This is a genomic window from Actinoallomurus sp. NPDC052308 (assembly GCF_040679195.1).
GTDB lineage: Bacteria > Actinomycetota > Actinomycetes > Streptosporangiales > Streptosporangiaceae > Actinoallomurus > Actinoallomurus liliacearum.
On sequence record NZ_JBFAUM010000001.1, the window covers coordinates 201,901 to 218,045 of the forward strand.

At 69.8% G+C, this 16,145-nt stretch carries 18 protein-coding genes; 16 read left to right on the forward strand and 2 right to left on the reverse strand.

Annotated features, from left to right (window positions below; genetic code table 11):
* The first annotated feature begins 64 nt into the window (after positions 1-64).
* Both AB0L00_RS01095 and AB0L00_RS01100 read left to right on the forward strand, forming a co-directional pair.
* Positions 65-1,009, forward strand: coding sequence for a hypothetical protein (locus AB0L00_RS01095; RefSeq protein WP_364426723.1), 945 nt, complete (start codon positions 65-67; stop codon positions 1,007-1,009).
* A gap of 10 nt (positions 1,010-1,019) precedes the next feature.
* A complete protein-coding gene (locus AB0L00_RS01100) occupies positions 1,020-1,283 on the forward strand; it encodes a hypothetical protein (protein WP_364426725.1) in 264 nt (87 codons plus the stop codon).
* Between the two features lie 31 nt (positions 1,284-1,314).
* On the opposite strand, the gene AB0L00_RS01105 is transcribed toward AB0L00_RS01100, so the two are convergent.
* Positions 1,315-1,530: a BldC family transcriptional regulator gene (locus AB0L00_RS01105; protein WP_252779585.1), complete on the reverse strand. Its 216-nt coding sequence runs from the start codon at positions 1,528-1,530 to the stop codon at positions 1,315-1,317.
* 333 nt (positions 1,531-1,863) lie between these two features.
* Between AB0L00_RS01105 and AB0L00_RS01110 the strand changes: the two genes are divergently transcribed.
* Both AB0L00_RS01110 and AB0L00_RS01115 read left to right on the forward strand, forming a co-directional pair.
* The gene (locus AB0L00_RS01110; protein WP_364426728.1) at positions 1,864-2,868 is read left to right on the forward strand and encodes a threonine/serine dehydratase; all 1,005 of its coding nucleotides are present in this window, start codon (positions 1,864-1,866) and stop codon (positions 2,866-2,868) included.
* Positions 2,869-3,084: 216 nt separating this feature from the next.
* Entirely contained in the window at positions 3,085-3,381 is a 297-nt protein-coding gene (locus tag AB0L00_RS01115; protein ID WP_364426731.1) for a DUF4229 domain-containing protein, read from the forward strand.
* Positions 3,382-3,390: 9 nt separating this feature from the next.
* On the opposite strand, the gene AB0L00_RS01120 is transcribed toward AB0L00_RS01115, so the two are convergent.
* Positions 3,391-4,083, reverse strand: a complete 693-nt coding sequence (locus AB0L00_RS01120) for a demethylmenaquinone methyltransferase (protein ID WP_364426734.1) — start codon at positions 4,081-4,083, stop codon at positions 3,391-3,393.
* Between the two features lie 263 nt (positions 4,084-4,346).
* On the opposite strand from AB0L00_RS01120, the gene AB0L00_RS01125 reads away from it, so the two are divergent.
* From AB0L00_RS01125 to nuoK, 12 genes are all read left to right on the forward strand, one after another.
* On the forward strand, positions 4,347-5,627 hold the full coding sequence (locus AB0L00_RS01125) for a geranylgeranyl reductase family protein (protein WP_364426737.1): 1,281 nt from the start codon (positions 4,347-4,349) through the stop codon (positions 5,625-5,627).
* 117 nt (positions 5,628-5,744) lie between these two features.
* Positions 5,745-6,104: an NADH-quinone oxidoreductase subunit A gene (locus AB0L00_RS01130; RefSeq protein ID WP_345352310.1), complete on the forward strand. Its 360-nt coding sequence runs from the start codon at positions 5,745-5,747 to the stop codon at positions 6,102-6,104.
* A gap of 3 nt (positions 6,105-6,107) precedes the next feature.
* A complete protein-coding gene (locus tag AB0L00_RS01135) occupies positions 6,108-6,662 on the forward strand; it encodes an NADH-quinone oxidoreductase subunit B family protein (protein ID WP_364426740.1) in 555 nt (184 codons plus the stop codon).
* Positions 6,659-7,405: an NADH-quinone oxidoreductase subunit C gene (locus AB0L00_RS01140; RefSeq protein ID WP_364426743.1), complete on the forward strand. Its 747-nt coding sequence runs from the start codon at positions 6,659-6,661 to the stop codon at positions 7,403-7,405. The genes AB0L00_RS01135 and AB0L00_RS01140 overlap by 4 nt, the downstream gene beginning before the upstream one ends.
* Complete coding sequence (locus tag AB0L00_RS01145; RefSeq protein ID WP_364426746.1) at positions 7,402-8,748, forward strand: NADH-quinone oxidoreductase subunit D; 1,347 nt, start codon at positions 7,402-7,404, stop codon at positions 8,746-8,748. The genes AB0L00_RS01140 and AB0L00_RS01145 overlap by 4 nt, the downstream gene beginning before the upstream one ends.
* Positions 8,745-9,413, forward strand: coding sequence for an NADH-quinone oxidoreductase subunit NuoE (gene nuoE / locus AB0L00_RS01150; RefSeq protein WP_364426749.1), 669 nt, complete (start codon positions 8,745-8,747; stop codon positions 9,411-9,413). The genes AB0L00_RS01145 and nuoE overlap by 4 nt, the downstream gene beginning before the upstream one ends.
* Entirely contained in the window at positions 9,410-10,708 is a 1,299-nt protein-coding gene (gene nuoF, locus AB0L00_RS01155) for an NADH-quinone oxidoreductase subunit NuoF (protein WP_345352322.1), read from the forward strand. Before nuoE ends, nuoF begins: the two co-directional genes overlap by 4 nt.
* Positions 10,705-13,149 carry an NADH-quinone oxidoreductase subunit G gene (locus tag AB0L00_RS01160; RefSeq protein WP_364426752.1) on the forward strand — a complete coding sequence of 815 codons (2,445 nt, stop codon included), beginning with the start codon at positions 10,705-10,707 and terminating at the stop codon, positions 13,147-13,149. Before nuoF ends, AB0L00_RS01160 begins: the two co-directional genes overlap by 4 nt.
* Positions 13,146-14,492, forward strand: a complete 1,347-nt coding sequence (gene nuoH / locus AB0L00_RS01165; RefSeq protein ID WP_364426755.1) for an NADH-quinone oxidoreductase subunit NuoH — start codon at positions 13,146-13,148, stop codon at positions 14,490-14,492. Before AB0L00_RS01160 ends, nuoH begins: the two co-directional genes overlap by 4 nt.
* Positions 14,485-15,012 carry an NADH-quinone oxidoreductase subunit NuoI gene (gene nuoI, locus AB0L00_RS01170; protein WP_252802592.1) on the forward strand — a complete coding sequence of 176 codons (528 nt, stop codon included), beginning with the start codon at positions 14,485-14,487 and terminating at the stop codon, positions 15,010-15,012. Before nuoH ends, nuoI begins: the two co-directional genes overlap by 8 nt.
* Positions 15,009-15,839: an NADH-quinone oxidoreductase subunit J gene (locus tag AB0L00_RS01175; protein WP_364426758.1), complete on the forward strand. Its 831-nt coding sequence runs from the start codon at positions 15,009-15,011 to the stop codon at positions 15,837-15,839. The genes nuoI and AB0L00_RS01175 overlap by 4 nt, the downstream gene beginning before the upstream one ends.
* Positions 15,836-16,132 (forward strand): NADH-quinone oxidoreductase subunit NuoK, encoded by a 297-nt coding sequence (gene nuoK / locus AB0L00_RS01180; protein WP_364401989.1) that lies wholly within the window; start codon positions 15,836-15,838, stop codon positions 16,130-16,132. Before AB0L00_RS01175 ends, nuoK begins: the two co-directional genes overlap by 4 nt.
* Positions 16,133-16,145 lie beyond the last annotated feature (13 nt).

Here is a 16,145-nt window from a genome sequence, read left to right on the forward strand (position 1 = left end):
CTGGGATGACGGGTGGCCGCATGCTCGCTTACGCTTCGGCGTAGCCGAGGCGAGGGGACGTGTCATGCGGTACCGGGTGAACCGTCGCCAGCAGCTCGAGGCGCCGGCCGCCGACTCCCGGACCGGACGCCACCGCCGGAGCAAGGACTCCGCCGGCGACGCCGATCGGACGGCGGCCGCCGAGCGGCCCGTCGCCCGCCCGCGCCGCCTGCAGCCCCGGGACGCGCTCGGCCGTTTCCGTAAACTGCGCCCGGACGAGCAGCGGCGGCTCACGGACCGCGCGGACACCCCGCTGCCCGACCGGCCCGCCGAGCGGCGCTACACCTGGCGCGACTTCGAGCTCGACGACGAGCTGCCGCGCGCGGCGCCGCACCGGCCGGACGCGCCCGACCTACGGGACGGACGCCGGCACTGCGGATCCCTGGAGGACGTCCTCTACCGGCAGTGGCCCGGCGACGGCGCGCCGGTCTCCCCGGACGTGGTCCGGGCCGTGGACAGCCTCGCCGAGCTGCCCGACGTCCTCAAGGACAAGCTCGCCGAGAGCCTGAACGGCATCTACGTGGGCTCCGGCGGGGTTCCTGACCTCGACGACATGGCCTATCTGCGCGGTGAGCCGCTGCCGTCGGGCAAGGCGACCTGGGACATCTGCGCCGGGGCGTACGGGGACCGAACGATCGTCGTCGGTGACCGTCCGTCACCGACTCCAGACGTGATGCTGCACGAGATCGGGCATGCTCTTGACGACATCGACGGCAGGATGACCGACGAGGGCGGTCGACAATGGCAGTCCGACACTCCGGAGTTCCGGGCACTGTACGCCCAATGTCTTCCACACTTGGAGAGTGCCTTTCATCGGCAGGCGGAGGATCTCGGTCGGCACGAGTTCTTCGCGGACGCCTTCGCGGCGATCGCGTCGCACCAACGACCGGCGCTTGTCGACATGCTTGGTGGGGATACCCGAACGGCGTTGAATGTAATGCTTTTCTTCAACCGCAAATACGGGATTTAGGTGATGCGCGATGTACGTGATCAGGCTCCCCGGCGGAAACCTACGGGTGCCCGCGAGCGTGCTGGCTCGCGGGCGGCAGGCGCATGGCGGCTCGGGGAGCGTGATCGGCCAGGCCTATGTGGAGATCGGCCCGGAGGATCCCGACTACCAGCGTCTTCTCGCGCAGTCGATCTCGGAAGAGGAGATGGCGGAGAAGCGTCGTCGCTGGCGCGAGGATGATGAGGCGCTGCGCGCCGAATTCGAGGAGTTCAAGGCCCGACGGTCGGAGGAGTGACGGCGAGGTCCGGTCGCCGCCTACCGACCGTCTACCGGCTCAGTTCGCTGCGTACCGAGGACTCGACCGGCTCCTCGCCCCTCAGGAGTGCGTGCACCTCGGATTCCCGGAAACGGCGGTGGCCGCCCGGCGTCCGGATGCTGCTGATCCGGCCCGCCGCCGCCCACCGTGTTACCGTTTTCGGGTCGACCCGGAACAGGGCGGCGACCTCACCTGGGGTCAGCAGGCGCTCGCTCGTACTCTCCACGTTTTCTCTCCCCCTTTGTCCCGCTCTCGTCGCGGGTGGACTGTTTCTCAGTCTGCCGTGTCAAGACCGATTTCTCCCTTGTTTTCGGAAAACATCACGCTGCGTAGTTTTGTGACATGCAGTAATGACTGCACGTGACGGATCAGTTGCGGGCCCTCGGCCGTACGGTCGGCCCGTCGCCCACAGTGACGCCGAGACGGCCACGACGGGACGGCGAGATGACGGCGGGCACACGCTGAGATGACGGCGGCCACACGGCGAGATGACGGCGGCCACACGCCGAGATGGCGACCGTCGCACCCGGACGCACCGACCCCACGTAGGGTGCTCGCTATGCCCGATCTTGTAACACCGGAGGAGATCGAGGACGCCGCCCGGCGGCTGTCCGGGGTCGCACTGCGCACCCCTTTGGTGCCGCTCCGCGGCACCAAGTCCTCCGTTCCTCTCCTGCTCAAGGCCGAGTCGCTGCAGCCGGTCGGCTCCTTCAAGCTCCGCGGGGCGTACGCCGCGGTCAGCGCCCTGCCCGAGGAGGAGCAGAAGAACGGCGTCATCGCGCACTCCAGCGGCAACCACGCGCAGGCCGTGGCGTACGCGGCGAACGTCCTCGGCATCCCTGCCGTGCTCGTCGTCCCGACCACGATCCCCGCCGTGAAGGCCGAGGCCTGCCGCACGCTCGGCGCCGAGATCGTGTTCGTCGAGCCGACCATCGAGGCCCGCGTGGAGACGGCCGACCGGCTGGCGGCGGCGCACGGGTACGCGCTCATCCCGCCGTTCGACGACGCGCGGATCATCGCGGGGCAGGGCACGATCGGCCTGGAGATCCTCGAGGACGAGCCCGAGGTCGACGCGGTCTTCGTGCCGGTCAGCGGGGGCGGCCTGATCGCCGGCGTCGCCGCGGCGATCAAGGCGAAGCGTCCCGAGACCAAGGTCATCGGCGTGGAGCCCGAGCTCGCCGCCGACGCGCGCGACTCCTTCCGCGTCGGCCGCCGGATCGGCTGGCCGGCCGTCGACACGATCCGCACGATCGCCGACTCCCTGCGCATCGAGCGCGTCGGCGAACTGCCGTTCGCGCACATCCGCGCGTACGTCGACGACATCATCGTGGTCTCCGAGGACGAGATCCGCGCCGCCATGCGGCTGCTCGCCCGCCGCGCGGGCCTGGTCGCCGAGCCGGGCGGCGCGGTCGCGACCGCCGGGCACCTGGCGGCGACCGGCGCACGCGGGCGACACCACGGAGGGCGTCCGCAGCGTCACGTCGCCATCGTCTCCGGCGGCAACGTCGACCCGGCCCTCTACATGGAGATCCTCGGCGACTCCGGAGAACCCGGCACGAAGTGACGGATAACGGTCGCGGGACCGGCGGCCCGGTCCCGGGATCGAAGTGACGGATGACGGTCGCGGGACCGGCGGCCCGGTCCCGGGATCGAAGTGACGGATGACGGTCGCGGGACCGGTGGATCCGGCCCTCGGACCGAACCGACGGATCACGGTCCGGGGGCCGGTGGGCCGGTCCCCGGCCCGACTCCCGCGAAGGGGGGATACCCTCAAAAGGTCATGCGTTCCGTACTCATTTACACCCTCGCCCGGCTGGCGCTGTTCGGCGCGACCGCCGGAGTGCTGTTCCTGACCGGGGCGCGTGGGTTCCTGCTCCTCGCGCTGGCCATCCTGATCAGCGGCATCATCAGCTTCGTCCTGCTGTCACGTCAGCGCGACGCCGTCTCGTCCTCCGTGACCAGGCGCGCCGCCCGGATGCGGGAGAACCTCGCCGCCGGCGCCGCCCGCGAGGACGCCGATGACGAGCCGGCCTCCTCCGCGACGGTCCGTGCGGAGAACCGGGAGCCCACCGCCTGATTCAGCGGTTCAGCGGACGGCGTGGTGCAGGGCCACCGCGCCGAAGGTGAGGTTGCGCCAGCGCGCCGAGGTCCAGCCGGCCTCCTGGATCAGCCGGGCGAACGCCGCCTGGTCGTGCCAGGCCGCCGTCGACTCCGCGAGGTAGTGGTAGGAGTCGGGGTTGGAGCTCACCTTCGCCATCAGTGGCAGGCCGACCTTCAGGTGCAGGCCGTGCAGGGTCCGCAGCACCGGGTTCGGCGGCCGGCTCACCTCGCAGACGAGCAGCCGCCCGCCCGGCCTCGTCACCCGGCGCATCTCCGCCAGCGCCTGGACCGTGTCGCTGACGTTGCGGATGCCGAAGGAGATCGTCACCGCGTCGAAGGACTCGTCGGCGAACGGGAGCCGCATCGCGTCCCCGGCGACGAACCGGACGCCCGCGTAGCCGTTGCGCCGCACGCCCTCCTGGAGCATGCCGAACGAGAAGTCGCACGCGGCGGTCCGCGCTCCGGCCTCGGCGAAGGGCACCGAGGAGGTGCCGGTCCCGGCCGCCAGGTCGAGGACCCGCTCGCCGCGTCGTACGTCGAGGGCCTTGACGACCTCGCGCCGCCACAGCCGGTCGAGTCCGCCGGTCATCAGGTCGTTGAGCAGGTCGTAGCGCGCGGCGGTGCGATCGAACATCGCGGCCACCTCGGCCGGTCGCTTGTCCAGGGATGCCCGGGTCATGAGAGGTAAGCGTACGCAAGCGGTCGGTTAACGCGGCACGCGGGCAGGCGCGTACGATCGGGCATCGCGCATGGTTCCCGAGCATCGAGGGGCAAGGTTTAGACTCACGGTTGTAGGGAGCTTGTGAAGCGCTTCACAAAAGAACATGGAGAGCCAGATCGCACCCCGGGTCGCACCCGGCTCCTCGCAGCCCCGTACGATCCGTCGCGGCATCGCCCCGCCCGAGGGGCGGACTACCGAAACCGTGCACCCGAAGGATTCTCGTGACCGAGCCAGTGTCCATAACGCAGAAGGACCCCGAGACCGAGGCCGACGTCATCGTCGTCGGCGCGGGCCCGGCGGGCTCGACCACCGCCTACCACCTGGCGCAGGCGGGGCTCAACGTCCTGCTCCTGGAGAAGACGACGTTCCCGCGCGAGAAGGTGTGCGGTGACGGCCTGACCCCCCGCGCGGTCAAGCAGCTGGTGAAGATGGGCGTCGACATCGACGCGCCCGGCTGGATTCGCAACAAGGGGCTGCGGATCATCGGCGGCGGCGTCCGGCTCGAGCTGCCCTGGCCGGACCTGGCGAGCTACCCGGACTACGGCCTGGTCCGCACGCGGATGGACTTCGACCAGATCCTCGCCGAGCGCGCCATCGCCGCCGGCGTGAAGCTTCACATGAACACCAACGTCACCGGCCCGGTCCTCGACGACCGCACCGGCCGGATCACCGGCGTCGTCGCCAAGACCGCCGACGGCGAGGTGACCTACAAGGCGCCGCTCGTCGTGGCCGCCGACGGCAACTCCACCCGGCTCTCGCTCGCGATGGGGCTGCGCAAGCGCGACGACCGGCCGATCGGCGTGGCGGTCCGGCGCTACTACACGAGCCCGCGCCACGACGACGACTTCCTCGAGTCCTGGCTGGAGCTGTGGGACGGCGACCGGCTGCTGCCCGGCTACGGCTGGATCTTCGGTGTCGGCGACGGCACCTCCAACGTCGGCCTCGGTCTGCTCAACACCAGCGAGGCCTTCAAGAACGTCGACTACCGCGCGCTCCTGCGCAGCTGGCTCGCCGGGATGCCGGAGGAGTGGGGCTACCAGGAGGACAACGCCACCGGCCCGGTGCGCGGCGCGGCGCTGCCGATGGGGTTCAACCGGACCCCGCACTACACGCGCGGCCTCCTGCTCGTCGGCGATGCCGGCGGGATGATCAACCCGTTCAACGGCGAGGGCATCGCGTACGCGATGGAGTCCGGCGAGATGGCGGCCGAGATCATCGCCCAGGCACTGGCCCGGCCGACCCCGGCGCAGCGCGAGCGTGCCCTGCACGACTACCCGCGCGTGCTCAAGGAGGCCTACGGCGGCTACTACACGGTCGGGCGGATCTTCGTTAAGGCGATCGGCGACCCGCGGATCATGAAGTTCGCGACGCGCCACGGCCTGCCGCATCCGACGCTGATGAGGTTCACGCTCAAGCTGCTCGCCAACCTGACCGATCCGCGGGGCGGCGACGCGATGGACCGCGTCATCAACGCGATGTCGAAAATGGCTCCGGCGGCGTGAGACGAGAGAAGAAATGATGATCGCCCTGCCTAGGATTGGGAATCCCGCCCGTGCACAGCGGCCGTGCCGCGCCGGCGGCGCGCTCGAAGGCAATCACCCAGAGGGGGGTGTAGGGATTTGAACCTCTACGTTCCTATTGTCGTACTCGGCGCGCTCGCGCTGCTGTTCGCGGTGGGCTCGGTCGTCATGGGGTCCTTCACGGGACCCAAGCGCTGGAACCGCGCCCGTCTCGAAGCGTACGAATGCGGTATCGAACCGACGCCGCAGCCGGTCGGCGGTGGCCGCTTCCCGGTGAAGTACTACCTGACCGCGATGCTGTTCATCGTCTTCGACATCGAGATCATCTTCCTCTACCCCTGGGCGGTCGCCTTCGACCACATGGGGCTGTTCGGTCTCGTCGAAATGGTGCTCTTCATCGTCACCGTCCTCATCGCGTACGCCTACGTGTGGCGGCGCGGTGGTCTGGAGTGGGACTGACAAATGGGTCTTGAAGAGAAACTTCCCGCAGGCGTCCTGCTGACCACGGTCGAGCAGGTCATCGGCCTGGCGCGCAAGAGCTCGGTCTGGCCGGCGACGTTCGGCCTGGCCTGCTGCGCCATCGAGATGATGGCGACCGGCGACCCGCGCCACGACTTCTCCCGATGGGGCATGGAGCGTGCCTCCGGCTCGCCGCGACAGGCCGACCTGATGATCGTGGCCGGCCGGGTGAGCCAGAAGATGGCCCCCGTGCTCCGGCAGATCTACGACCAGATGGCCTCGCCCAAGTGGGTCATCGCGATGGGCGTGTGCGCCTCCTCCGGCGGCATGTTCAACAACTACGCGATCGTGCAGGGCGTCGACCACATCGTCCCGGTCGACGTCTACCTGCCCGGCTGCCCGCCGCGGCCGGAGATGCTGCTCGACGCGATCCTCAAGCTGCACGACAAGATCCAGAACACCAAGCTGGGCGTGCACCGCCAGCGGGAGATCGAGGAGCTGGAGAAGGCCCGGCTCCGTCAGCTTCCCCTCCTGGACCAGCCCGAGGTGGTGTCATGACCTCGCAGCATCCTGAGCAGCAGGCCGAGCAGGCCGCCGACCAGCTCCCGGCGCACGCCGAGGAGGAGCGGCGGGAGCAGCCGATCGCCCGCATGGGCATGTTCGGCGCCAAGACCACCGGCGACACGTCCGGCTACGGCAAGCTCGTCATCCGCCAGGCCCCCAAGGTCTCCAGCCCGCGCCCGTACGGCGGTCCGCGCACGACCGGCGCCGAGGGCGAGTTCGACGAGATCGCGGACGCGTTGGAGCGTGCCTACCCCGAGTTCGGCGAGGCGATCGAGCGCGTCGTCGTGGACCGGGGCGAGCTGACGTTCGTCGTCCGCCGCGAGCACCTGCTCCAGGTCGCCCAGGTCCTCCGCGACGACCCGGCGCTGCGCTTCGAGCTGTGCACGGGCGTGTCCGGCGTGCACTACCCGGCGGAGACCGGCTCGGAGCTGCACGCGGTCTACCCGCTGCTGTCGATGACCCACAACCGGCGCGTCCGGCTCGAGGTCACCGCCCCCGACGCGGACCCGCACGTCCCGTCGCTGATCGCGGTCTACCCGACCAACGACTGGCACGAGCGCGAGACGTACGACCTGTTCGGGATCGTCTTCGACGGCCACCCGGCGCTCACCCGGATCATGATGCCGGATGACTGGCAGGGCCACCCGCAGCGCAAGGACTACCCGCTCGGCGGCATCCCCGTCGAGTACCGCGGGGCCAAGGTGCCCCCGCCCGACGAGAGGAGGTCGTACGTATGACCGCCACGGATTACGACGCCTACGGCACGGGCGAGGCCGCTGAGGGCACCGTCTACAACGTCAACGGCCAGGACTGGAACGAGGTCGTGGACGCCGCGGCGTCCGGCGACGAGGACCGCATGGTCGTCAACATGGGCCCGCAGCACCCGTCGACGCACGGTGTGCTCCGGCTCATCCTGACGCTCGACGGCGAGACGGTCGACGAGGCCCGGCTGGGCATCGGCTACCTCCACACCGGCATCGAGAAGAACATGGAGTACCGGACGTGGACCCAGGGGACCACGTTCTGCACCCGCATGGACTACCTCGCGCCGCTGTTCAACGAGGCGGCGTACTGCCTCGCGGTGGAGAAGCTGCTCGGCATCACCGACGACGTCCCCGAGCGGGCGCAGGTCATCCGCGTGATGATGATGGAGGTCAACCGGATCTCCTCGCACCTGGTCGCGATCGCGACGTTCGGCCTCGAGCTCGGCGCGACCACCGTGATGCTCAACGGGTTCATCGAGCGTGAGTACGCCCTCGACATCTTCGAGATGGTCGCGGGCCTGCGCATGAACATGGCCTACATCCGGCCGGGCGGCGTCGCCCAGGACCTGCCGCCGGGCGCGATCGACAAGATCGGCGACTTCGTCAAGCGGGAGAAGGGGCGGCTCAAGCAGCTGCGCAAGCTCCTCGACGCGAACCCCGTGTTCGTCGCGCGGACCAAGGACATCGCCTACCTCGACCTGACCGGCTGCATGGCGCTCGGCGTCACCGGCCCGGTCCTGCGCTCCGCGGGCCTGCCGTGGGACCTGCGCAAGACCCAGCCGTACTGCGGCTACGAGACGTACGAGTTCGACGTGCCGACGCAGCAGACCTGCGACGTGTACGGCCGCTACCTCGTCCGCATGGCGGAGATGGAAGAGTCCCTGAAGATCATCGAGCAGTGCCTCGACCGGCTGAGCTCTGGCTCGGCCAAGTCGGGCCCGGTGATGATCGAGGACAAGAAGATCGGCTGGCCGGCGCAGCTCGCGCTGGGGCCGGACGGCATGGGCAACTCGCCGAACCACATCGCGCACATCATGGGCCAGTCCATGGAGGCCCTCATTCACCACTTCAAGCTGGTGACCGAGGGATTCCGGGTGCCGGCCGGCCAGGTGTACGCCGCGGTGGAGTCGCCGCGCGGCGAGCTCGGCTGTCACGCGGTCAGCGACGGCGGCACCCGCCCGTACCGCGTGCACTTCCGCGACCCGTCGTTCACCAACCTGCAGGCGGCCCCGGCGATGTCCGAGGGCGGCCAGGTCGCCGACATCATCGCCGCGGTGGCGAGTATCGACCCGGTCATGGGGGGAGTCGACCGATGAGCTTCGAGCCAGAGGTCCAAGCGCGGCTCGAGCGCGACGCCAAAGAGATCATCGCCAAGTACCCGAAGACGCGGTCGGCGCTGCTGCCGATGCTGCACCTGGTGCAGTCCGAGGTCGGGTACGTCAGCGACGACGGCATCCAGTTCTGCGCCGACACGCTGGGCATCACGCCCGCGCAGGTCACCGGCGTCGCGACCTTCTACACGCAGTACAAGCGTGAGCCGGTCGGCGAGTACCACGTCGGCGTCTGCATCAACACGCTGTGCGCGATCATGGGCGGCGACCAGATCTGGGAGGAGCTGTCCGAGCACGTCGGTGTCGGTCACGACGAGGCGACGGAGGACGGCAAGATCAGCCTCGAGCGCCTCGAGTGCAACGCGGCCTGCGACTTCGCTCCCGTGATGATGGTCAACTGGGAGTTCTTCGACGACATGACGCCGGAGAAGGCCAAGCAGCTCGTCGACGACCTGCGCGCCGGCAAGCCGGTCGCGCCGACCCGCGGCCCGTCCTCGGTGTGCTCCTGGAAGCAGGCGTCGCGGGTGCTCGCGGGCTTCAACGACGGTCGCGCCGGCGAGGGCGTGCAGGCCGGGCCGGAGTCGCTGCGCGGCCTCGAGCTGGCCAAGCGCGAGGGCTGGACCGCTCCTGAGGCCGAGGAGACCAAATGACGACTCTGACCCCCATCCTCACCAAGACGTGGGACCAGGCGGACTCGTTCACGCTGCGCGGGTACGAGAACGCCGGCGGGTACCAGGCGTTCCGCACGGCCCTGGGCATGAACCCGGACGACATCATCCAGGCGGTGAAGGACTCCGGGCTGCGCGGCCGTGGCGGCGCGGGCTTCCCGACCGGCCTGAAGTGGGGCTTCATCCCGCAGGGTGACGGCAAGCCGCACTACCTCGTCGTCAACGCGGACGAGTCCGAGCCGGGTACGTGCAAGGACATCCCGCTGATGATGGCCAACCCGCACGTGCTGGTCGAGGGCATCATCATCAGCTCGTTCGCGATCCGCGCGAACCACGCCTTCATCTACGTGCGCGGTGAGGTCCTGCACGTCATCCGCCGGCTCCAGCAGGCGGTCGCGGACGCGTACGAGGCGGGTTACCTCGGCAAGAACATCCTCGGCTCCGGCTTCGACCTGGAGCTCGTCGTCCACTCCGGCGCCGGCGCGTACATCTGCGGCGAGGAGACGGCGCTGCTCGACTCGCTCGAGGGCTACCGCGGTCAACCCCGGCTCAAGCCTCCCTTCCCGGCGGTGGCCGGCCTCTACGGCGGCCCGACTGTGATCAACAACGTCGAGTCGATCGCCAGTGTTCCCGGCATCATCGCCAACGGCGCCGACTGGTTCGCCTCCATGGGCACCGAGAAGTCCAAGGGCTTCGGCATCTTCAGCCTCTCCGGGCACGTCACCCGGCCGGGCCAGTACGAGGCGCCGCTGGGCATCACGCTCCGCGAGCTGCTCGACATGGCGGGCGGCATCCGGGGCGGGCGCCGGCTGAAGTTCTGGACGCCGGGCGGCTCCTCCACCCCGCTGTTCACCGACGAGCACCTCGACGTGCCGCTGGACTTCGAGTCCGTCGGCGCGGCCGGCTCCATGCTCGGCACCCGGGCGCTGCAGCTCTTCGACGACACGACCTGCGTCGTACGGGCCGTGCTGCGGTGGAGCGAGTTCTACGCGCACGAGTCGTGCGGCAAGTGCACGCCGTGCCGCGAGGGCACCTACTGGTACAAGCAGATGCTCAAGCGCCTGGAGAAGGGCGAGGGCAGCGAGAAGGACCTCGACACCCTCCTGGACCTGTCGGACAACATCCTCGGCCGGTCGTTCTGCGCCCTCGGCGACGGCGCGACCAGCCCGGTGACCTCGTCCATCCAGTACTTCCGGGACGAGTACATCCAGCACTTCGAACAGGGCGGCTGTCCCTTCGACCGGGCCGCCTCGACCGCGTGGGCAGGTGGAAAGTGACCGTCACCAGCGACAGCACCGGGGTCGAGAAGCGCGAGGACCTGGTCTCCGTCACGATCGACGGCTTCGAGATCAGCGTTCCGAAGGGCACGCTGATCATCCGGGCCGCCGAGCTGCTCGGCATTCAGATCCCGCGGTTCTGTGACCACCCGCTGCTCGACCCCGTCGGCGCGTGCCGGCAGTGCCTGGTGGAGATCCCGGACGCCGGCAACGGGCGCCCGATGCCCAAGCCGCAGGCGTCCTGCACCACCACGGTCATGCCGAACATGGTGATCAAGACGCAGCTCACCTCGCCGGTGGCCGACAAGGCCCAGCACGGCGTGATGGAGCTGCTGCTGATCAACCACCCGCTGGACTGCCCGATCTGCGACAAGGGCGGCGAGTGCCCCCTGCAGAACCAGGCGATGTCCAACGGCCGCGGCGAGTCCCGGTTCGTCGAGACGAAGCGGACGTTCCCGAAGCCGCTCGCGCTGTCCTCGCAGGTCCTGCTGGACCGCGAGCGGTGCATCCAGTGCGCCCGCTGCACGCGGTTCTCCGACCAGATCGCCGGCGACGCGTTCATCGACCTGTTCGAGCGCGGCGCCAAGGAGCAGGTCGGCGCGGCCACCGACGAGCCGTTCCAGTCCTACTTCTCCGGCAACACGGTGCAGATCTGCCCGGTCGGCGCGCTGACCGGCGCGGCGTACCGCTTCCGCTCCCGGCCGTTCGACCTCGTGTCGACGCCGAGCGTCTGCGAGCACTGCGCCTCCGGCTGCGCCCAGCGCACCGACCACCGGCGCGGCAAGGTGACGCGCCGCCTGGCCGGTGACGACCCGCAGGTCAACGAGGAGTGGAACTGCGACAAGGGCCGGTGGGCGTTCACGTACGCCACCCAGCCCGACCGCCTGACCCACCCGCTGATCCGTAACGAGGACGGCGTGCTGGAGCCGGCGTCCTGGCCGGAGGCGCTGAGCGTCGCGGCCGAGGGCCTGGCCCGCGCCCGCGGCAAGGCGGGCGTGCTGACCGGCGGCCGGGTCACCCTCGAGGACGCCTACGCGTACAGCAAGTTCGCGCGGATCGCGCTCGGCACCAACGACATCGACTTCCGCGCCCGCGCGCACTCGGCCGAGGAGGTCGAGTTCCTCGCCGCGACCGTCGCGGGCCGGCCGATCACGGTGTCCTACACCGACCTGGAGAACGCCCCGGCGGTGCTGCTGGCCGGCTTCGAGCCGGAGGAGGAGTCGCCGATCGTCTTCCTGCGGCTCCGCAAGGCGGCCCGCAAGAAGGGCCTGAAGGTCTACTCCGTCGCGCCGTACGCCACGCGCGGCCTGCGCAAGGTGTCCGGCACGCTCCTGGCCACCGCGCCGGGGGCCGAGGCCGAGGCCCTCGGTGACCTGATCACCGGGACCGCCCTGGACGACGCGGGCAAGGCCGCCGCCGAGCTGCTCAAGGCCGAGGGCGCGATCATCCTCATCGGTGAGCGGCTCGCCGCGGTGCCGGGCGCCCTGTCGGCCGCCGGCCGGCTCGCGACCGCCACCGGCGCCCGCCTCGCGTGGATCCCGCGCCGGGCCGGTGAGCGCGGCGCGGTCGAGGCCGGCGCGCTGCCGACCCTGCTGCCGATCGGCCGTCCGGTCACCGACGCCGCCGCGCGCGGCGAGGTGGCCCGGGCCTGGACCGTCGGCTCGCTGCCGGCGACGCCGGGCCGCGACACGACGGGCATCCTCGCCGCCGCGCGGGACGGCGGGATCGACGCGCTGCTCATCGGCGGCGTCGACCCGTACGATCTGCCGGACCCGGCCGGAGCGCTCGAGGCCCTGGAGAACACCCCGTTCATCGTCAGCCTGGAGCAGCGGGTCAGCGCGGTCACCGACCGGGCCGACGTCGTGCTGCCGGTGGCGACGGTGACGCAGAAGGCCGGGACCTTCGTCAACTGGGAGGGCCGCGGCCGCCAGTTCGACGTCGTGCTGAAGACCCCCGGCGTGATGTCGGACCTGAAGGTGCTGGCCGCCATCGCGGACCAGCTCGACGTCCACCTGGGCCTGCCGGACTCGGCGGCGGCCCGCCGCGAGATGGCCGCGCTCGGCGCGTTCCGCGGCGACCGGCCGAGCCTGCCCAGCGTGCCCGCGGCCGTAGCCGCCGAGCCCGGCAAGGGCGAGGCGCGGCTGGCCACCTGGCGGATGCTGCTCGACGCGGGCCGGATGCAGGACGGCGAGCCGTACCTCGCGGGCACCGCGAAGACGCCGGTCGCGCGGCTGAGCGCGGCCACCGCCGCGGAGATCGCAGCGGACGGGAAGGTCACCGTCGCCACGGCGCACGGCGAGATCACCCTGCCGCTGGAGATCGTCGACATGCCGGATCGCGTGGTCTGGCTCCCCGAGAACTCCCCGGGCTGCGCGGTCCACCGGGACCTGGACGTTTCGGCCGGGGCGGTCGTGAAGATCCAGAACGGGAGCGTCGCATGAACGCCACCCACGTCCTCGCCGAGGGCGCCACGCTGAACAACTTCGGGCACGACCCGTGGTGGATCATCGTGCTCAAGGCGCTGGTGATCTTCGTGTTCCTGCTGCTGACGGTGCTCATCACCGTCTGGGCGGAACGCCGGATCATCGGCCGGATGCAGCTGCGTCCGGGACCGAACCGCGCCGGCCCCTTCGGCATCCTGCAGGCGCTGTTCGACGGCATCAAGGGCGCGCTGAAGGAGGACATCGTCCCGCGCGGCGTGGACAAGGTCGTCTTCTTCCTCGCGCCGATCCTCGCCGCCGCGCCCGCGATGGTGTCGTTCTCGATCATCCCGTGGGGCGGGGTCGTCTCGATCGCCGGCCACAAGACGCCGCTGCAGCTCGCGGACCTGCCGGTCGCGGTGCTGCTGCCGCTGGCGATGGCCTCGATCGGCGTGTACGGCTTCGTGCTCGCCGGCTGGTCGTCGATGTCGCCCTACGCCCTGCTCGGCGGTCTGCGCTCCAGCGCTCAGGTGATCTCCTACGAGATCGCGATGGGCCTGTCGTTCGTGGCGGTGTTCCTGTTCGCCGGGACGCTGTCCACCTCGGAGATCGTCGCGGCGCAGGCGCACGGCACCGCGTTCAAGGTCGCCGGGATCACGTTCCACACGCCGTCCTGGTACGCGATCCTGCTGCTGCCGTCGTTCATCATCTACATCTTCACGATGATGGGGGAGTCCGGCCGTATCCCGTTCGACCTGCCCGAGGGCGAGGGCGAGCTGGTCGCCGGCTACCACACCGAGTACTCGTCGCTGAAGTTCATGATGTTCTACCTCGCCGAGTACGTGAACATGACGACGCTGTCGGCGCTGTGCACGACGCTGTTCCTCGGCGGCTACCGCGCGCCGTGGCCGATCACCTGGTTCTGGTCCGGGGCCAACTCCGGCTGGTGGCCGATCCTGTGGTTCCTGATCAAGATCTGGATGTTCACCTTCTTCTTCATCTGGCTGCGCGCGGCCCTGCCGCGGGTCCGCTACGACCAGCTGATGAAGCTGGGCTGGAAGGTCCTCATCCCGGTCTCGCTCGGCTGGATCCTGTTCGTGTCGGTGGTGCGGGCCCTGCGCAACGAGCACCACGACGTCGGCCCGATCATGATCGTCGCCGCCATCGTCGTCTTCCTCCTGCTCATCGGGTCGTTCCTGTGGGAGCGGGTCTCGGCGAGCGAGGCGCAGCCGGAGGAGGCGGAGGCCGCGGCCGAGCACGACCCGATGGCGGGCGGCTTCCCGGTGCCGCCGCTCGACGCGCCGCACTACCACGGCGTCGGCAACGGCCGTGCGCCCAACTCCGCGGAGGCCACCCGTGCTTGATTTCCTGAACCCGATCAAGGGGTTCGGCGTCGCGTTCCACCAGATGCTCAGTAAGACCGAGGTGGTGGAGTACCCCGAGGTCAAGAAGCCGACGGCACCGCGCTTCCACGGCCGGCACCAGCTCAACCGCTGGCCGGACGGCCTGGAGAAGTGCGTCGGCTGCGAGCTGTGCGCATGGGCGTGTCCCGCCGACGCGATCTACGTCGAGGGCGCCGACAACACCGAGGAGGAGCGGTTCTCCCCGGGTGAGCGGTACGGCCGCGTTTACCAGATCAACTACCTGCGGTGCATCCTCTGTGGGTTGTGCATCGAGGCGTGCCCGACCCGGGCGCTCACGATGACCAACGAGTACGAACTCGCCGACGTCAGCCGCGAGAGCCTCATCTACACCAAGGAGATGCTGCTCGCGCCGCTCACCGAGGCCATGGAGGCCCCGCCGCACCAGATGCGTCTCGGCGAGACCGAGGAGGACTACTACCGCCTCGGCGCCAAGAGCGAGTCCAAGGACGGTGCCAAATGACCGGGGTAGTGGCCGCGGGCGCGCACCAGACCGGCGAGAGCGCGATCTTCTGGATCCTCGCGATCGTCTCGGTCGGGGCGGCCCTCGGCATGATCCTCACGCGGAAGGCCGTGCACTCGGCGCTGATGCTGGCGGCGGTGATGTTCTCGCTCGCGGTGCTGTACGCCGTGAACGAGGCGCCGTTCCTGGCGTTCGTGCAGGTGATCGTCTACACCGGCGCGGTGCTGATGCTCTTCCTGTTCGTCGTCATGATCATCGGGGTCAGCTCGACCGAGTCCCTGGTCGAGACGATCAAGGGCCAGCGCATCCTCGCCGCGATCGTGGGCATCGCGTTCGCCGTCCTGCTGTTCGTCGGGTTCGGCCACGCGACGCTGCCGAAGACCGCGGGCCTGAAGGACGCGAACGCCAATGGCGGCAACGTCATGGGCCTGGCGCGGCTGATCTTCACCAAGTACGTCTTCGCGTTCGAGGTGACCAGCGCCCTGCTGATCACCGCGGCGCTCGGCGCGATGGTGCTGGCGCACCGTGAGCGGCTGCGCCCGAAGCCGACGCAGAAGCAGCTGTCGAAGGAGCGGATCAAGAGCGACCGCGTTTCGCCGCTGCCGCCGCCCGGCACGTACGCCCGCCACAACGCCGTCGACATGCCGGCCCTGCTGCCCGACGGCAGCATCTCGGAGCTGTCGGTCAGCCCGGTGATCGCCCGGCGCCGTACCGGCGAGCACGAGGACCTGCACGGCGCCTCGCCCGAGGCGGTCGCCCGTGAGGGGACCAAGACGGTCAAGGCCGTGATCGAGAAGCCGGTCGAGATCGAGGAGGAGGAACAGTGACGGGCCACTACCTGGTTCTGTCCGCCATCCTGTTCACGATCGGCGGGGTCGGCGTGCTCATCCGCCGCAACGCCATCGTGGTCTTCATGTGCGTCGAGCTCATGCTCAACGCCACCAACCTGGCGTTCGTGAGCTTCGCCCGCATGCACGGCAGCCTCGACGGGCAGATCATCGCGTTCTTCGTGATGGTCGTGGCCGCGGCCGAGGTGGTCGTCGGACTGGCGATCATCATGACGATCTTCCGGAGCAGGAAGTCCTCGTCGGTCGACGACGCGAACCTGCTGAAGTACTGAGGACATCCCGATG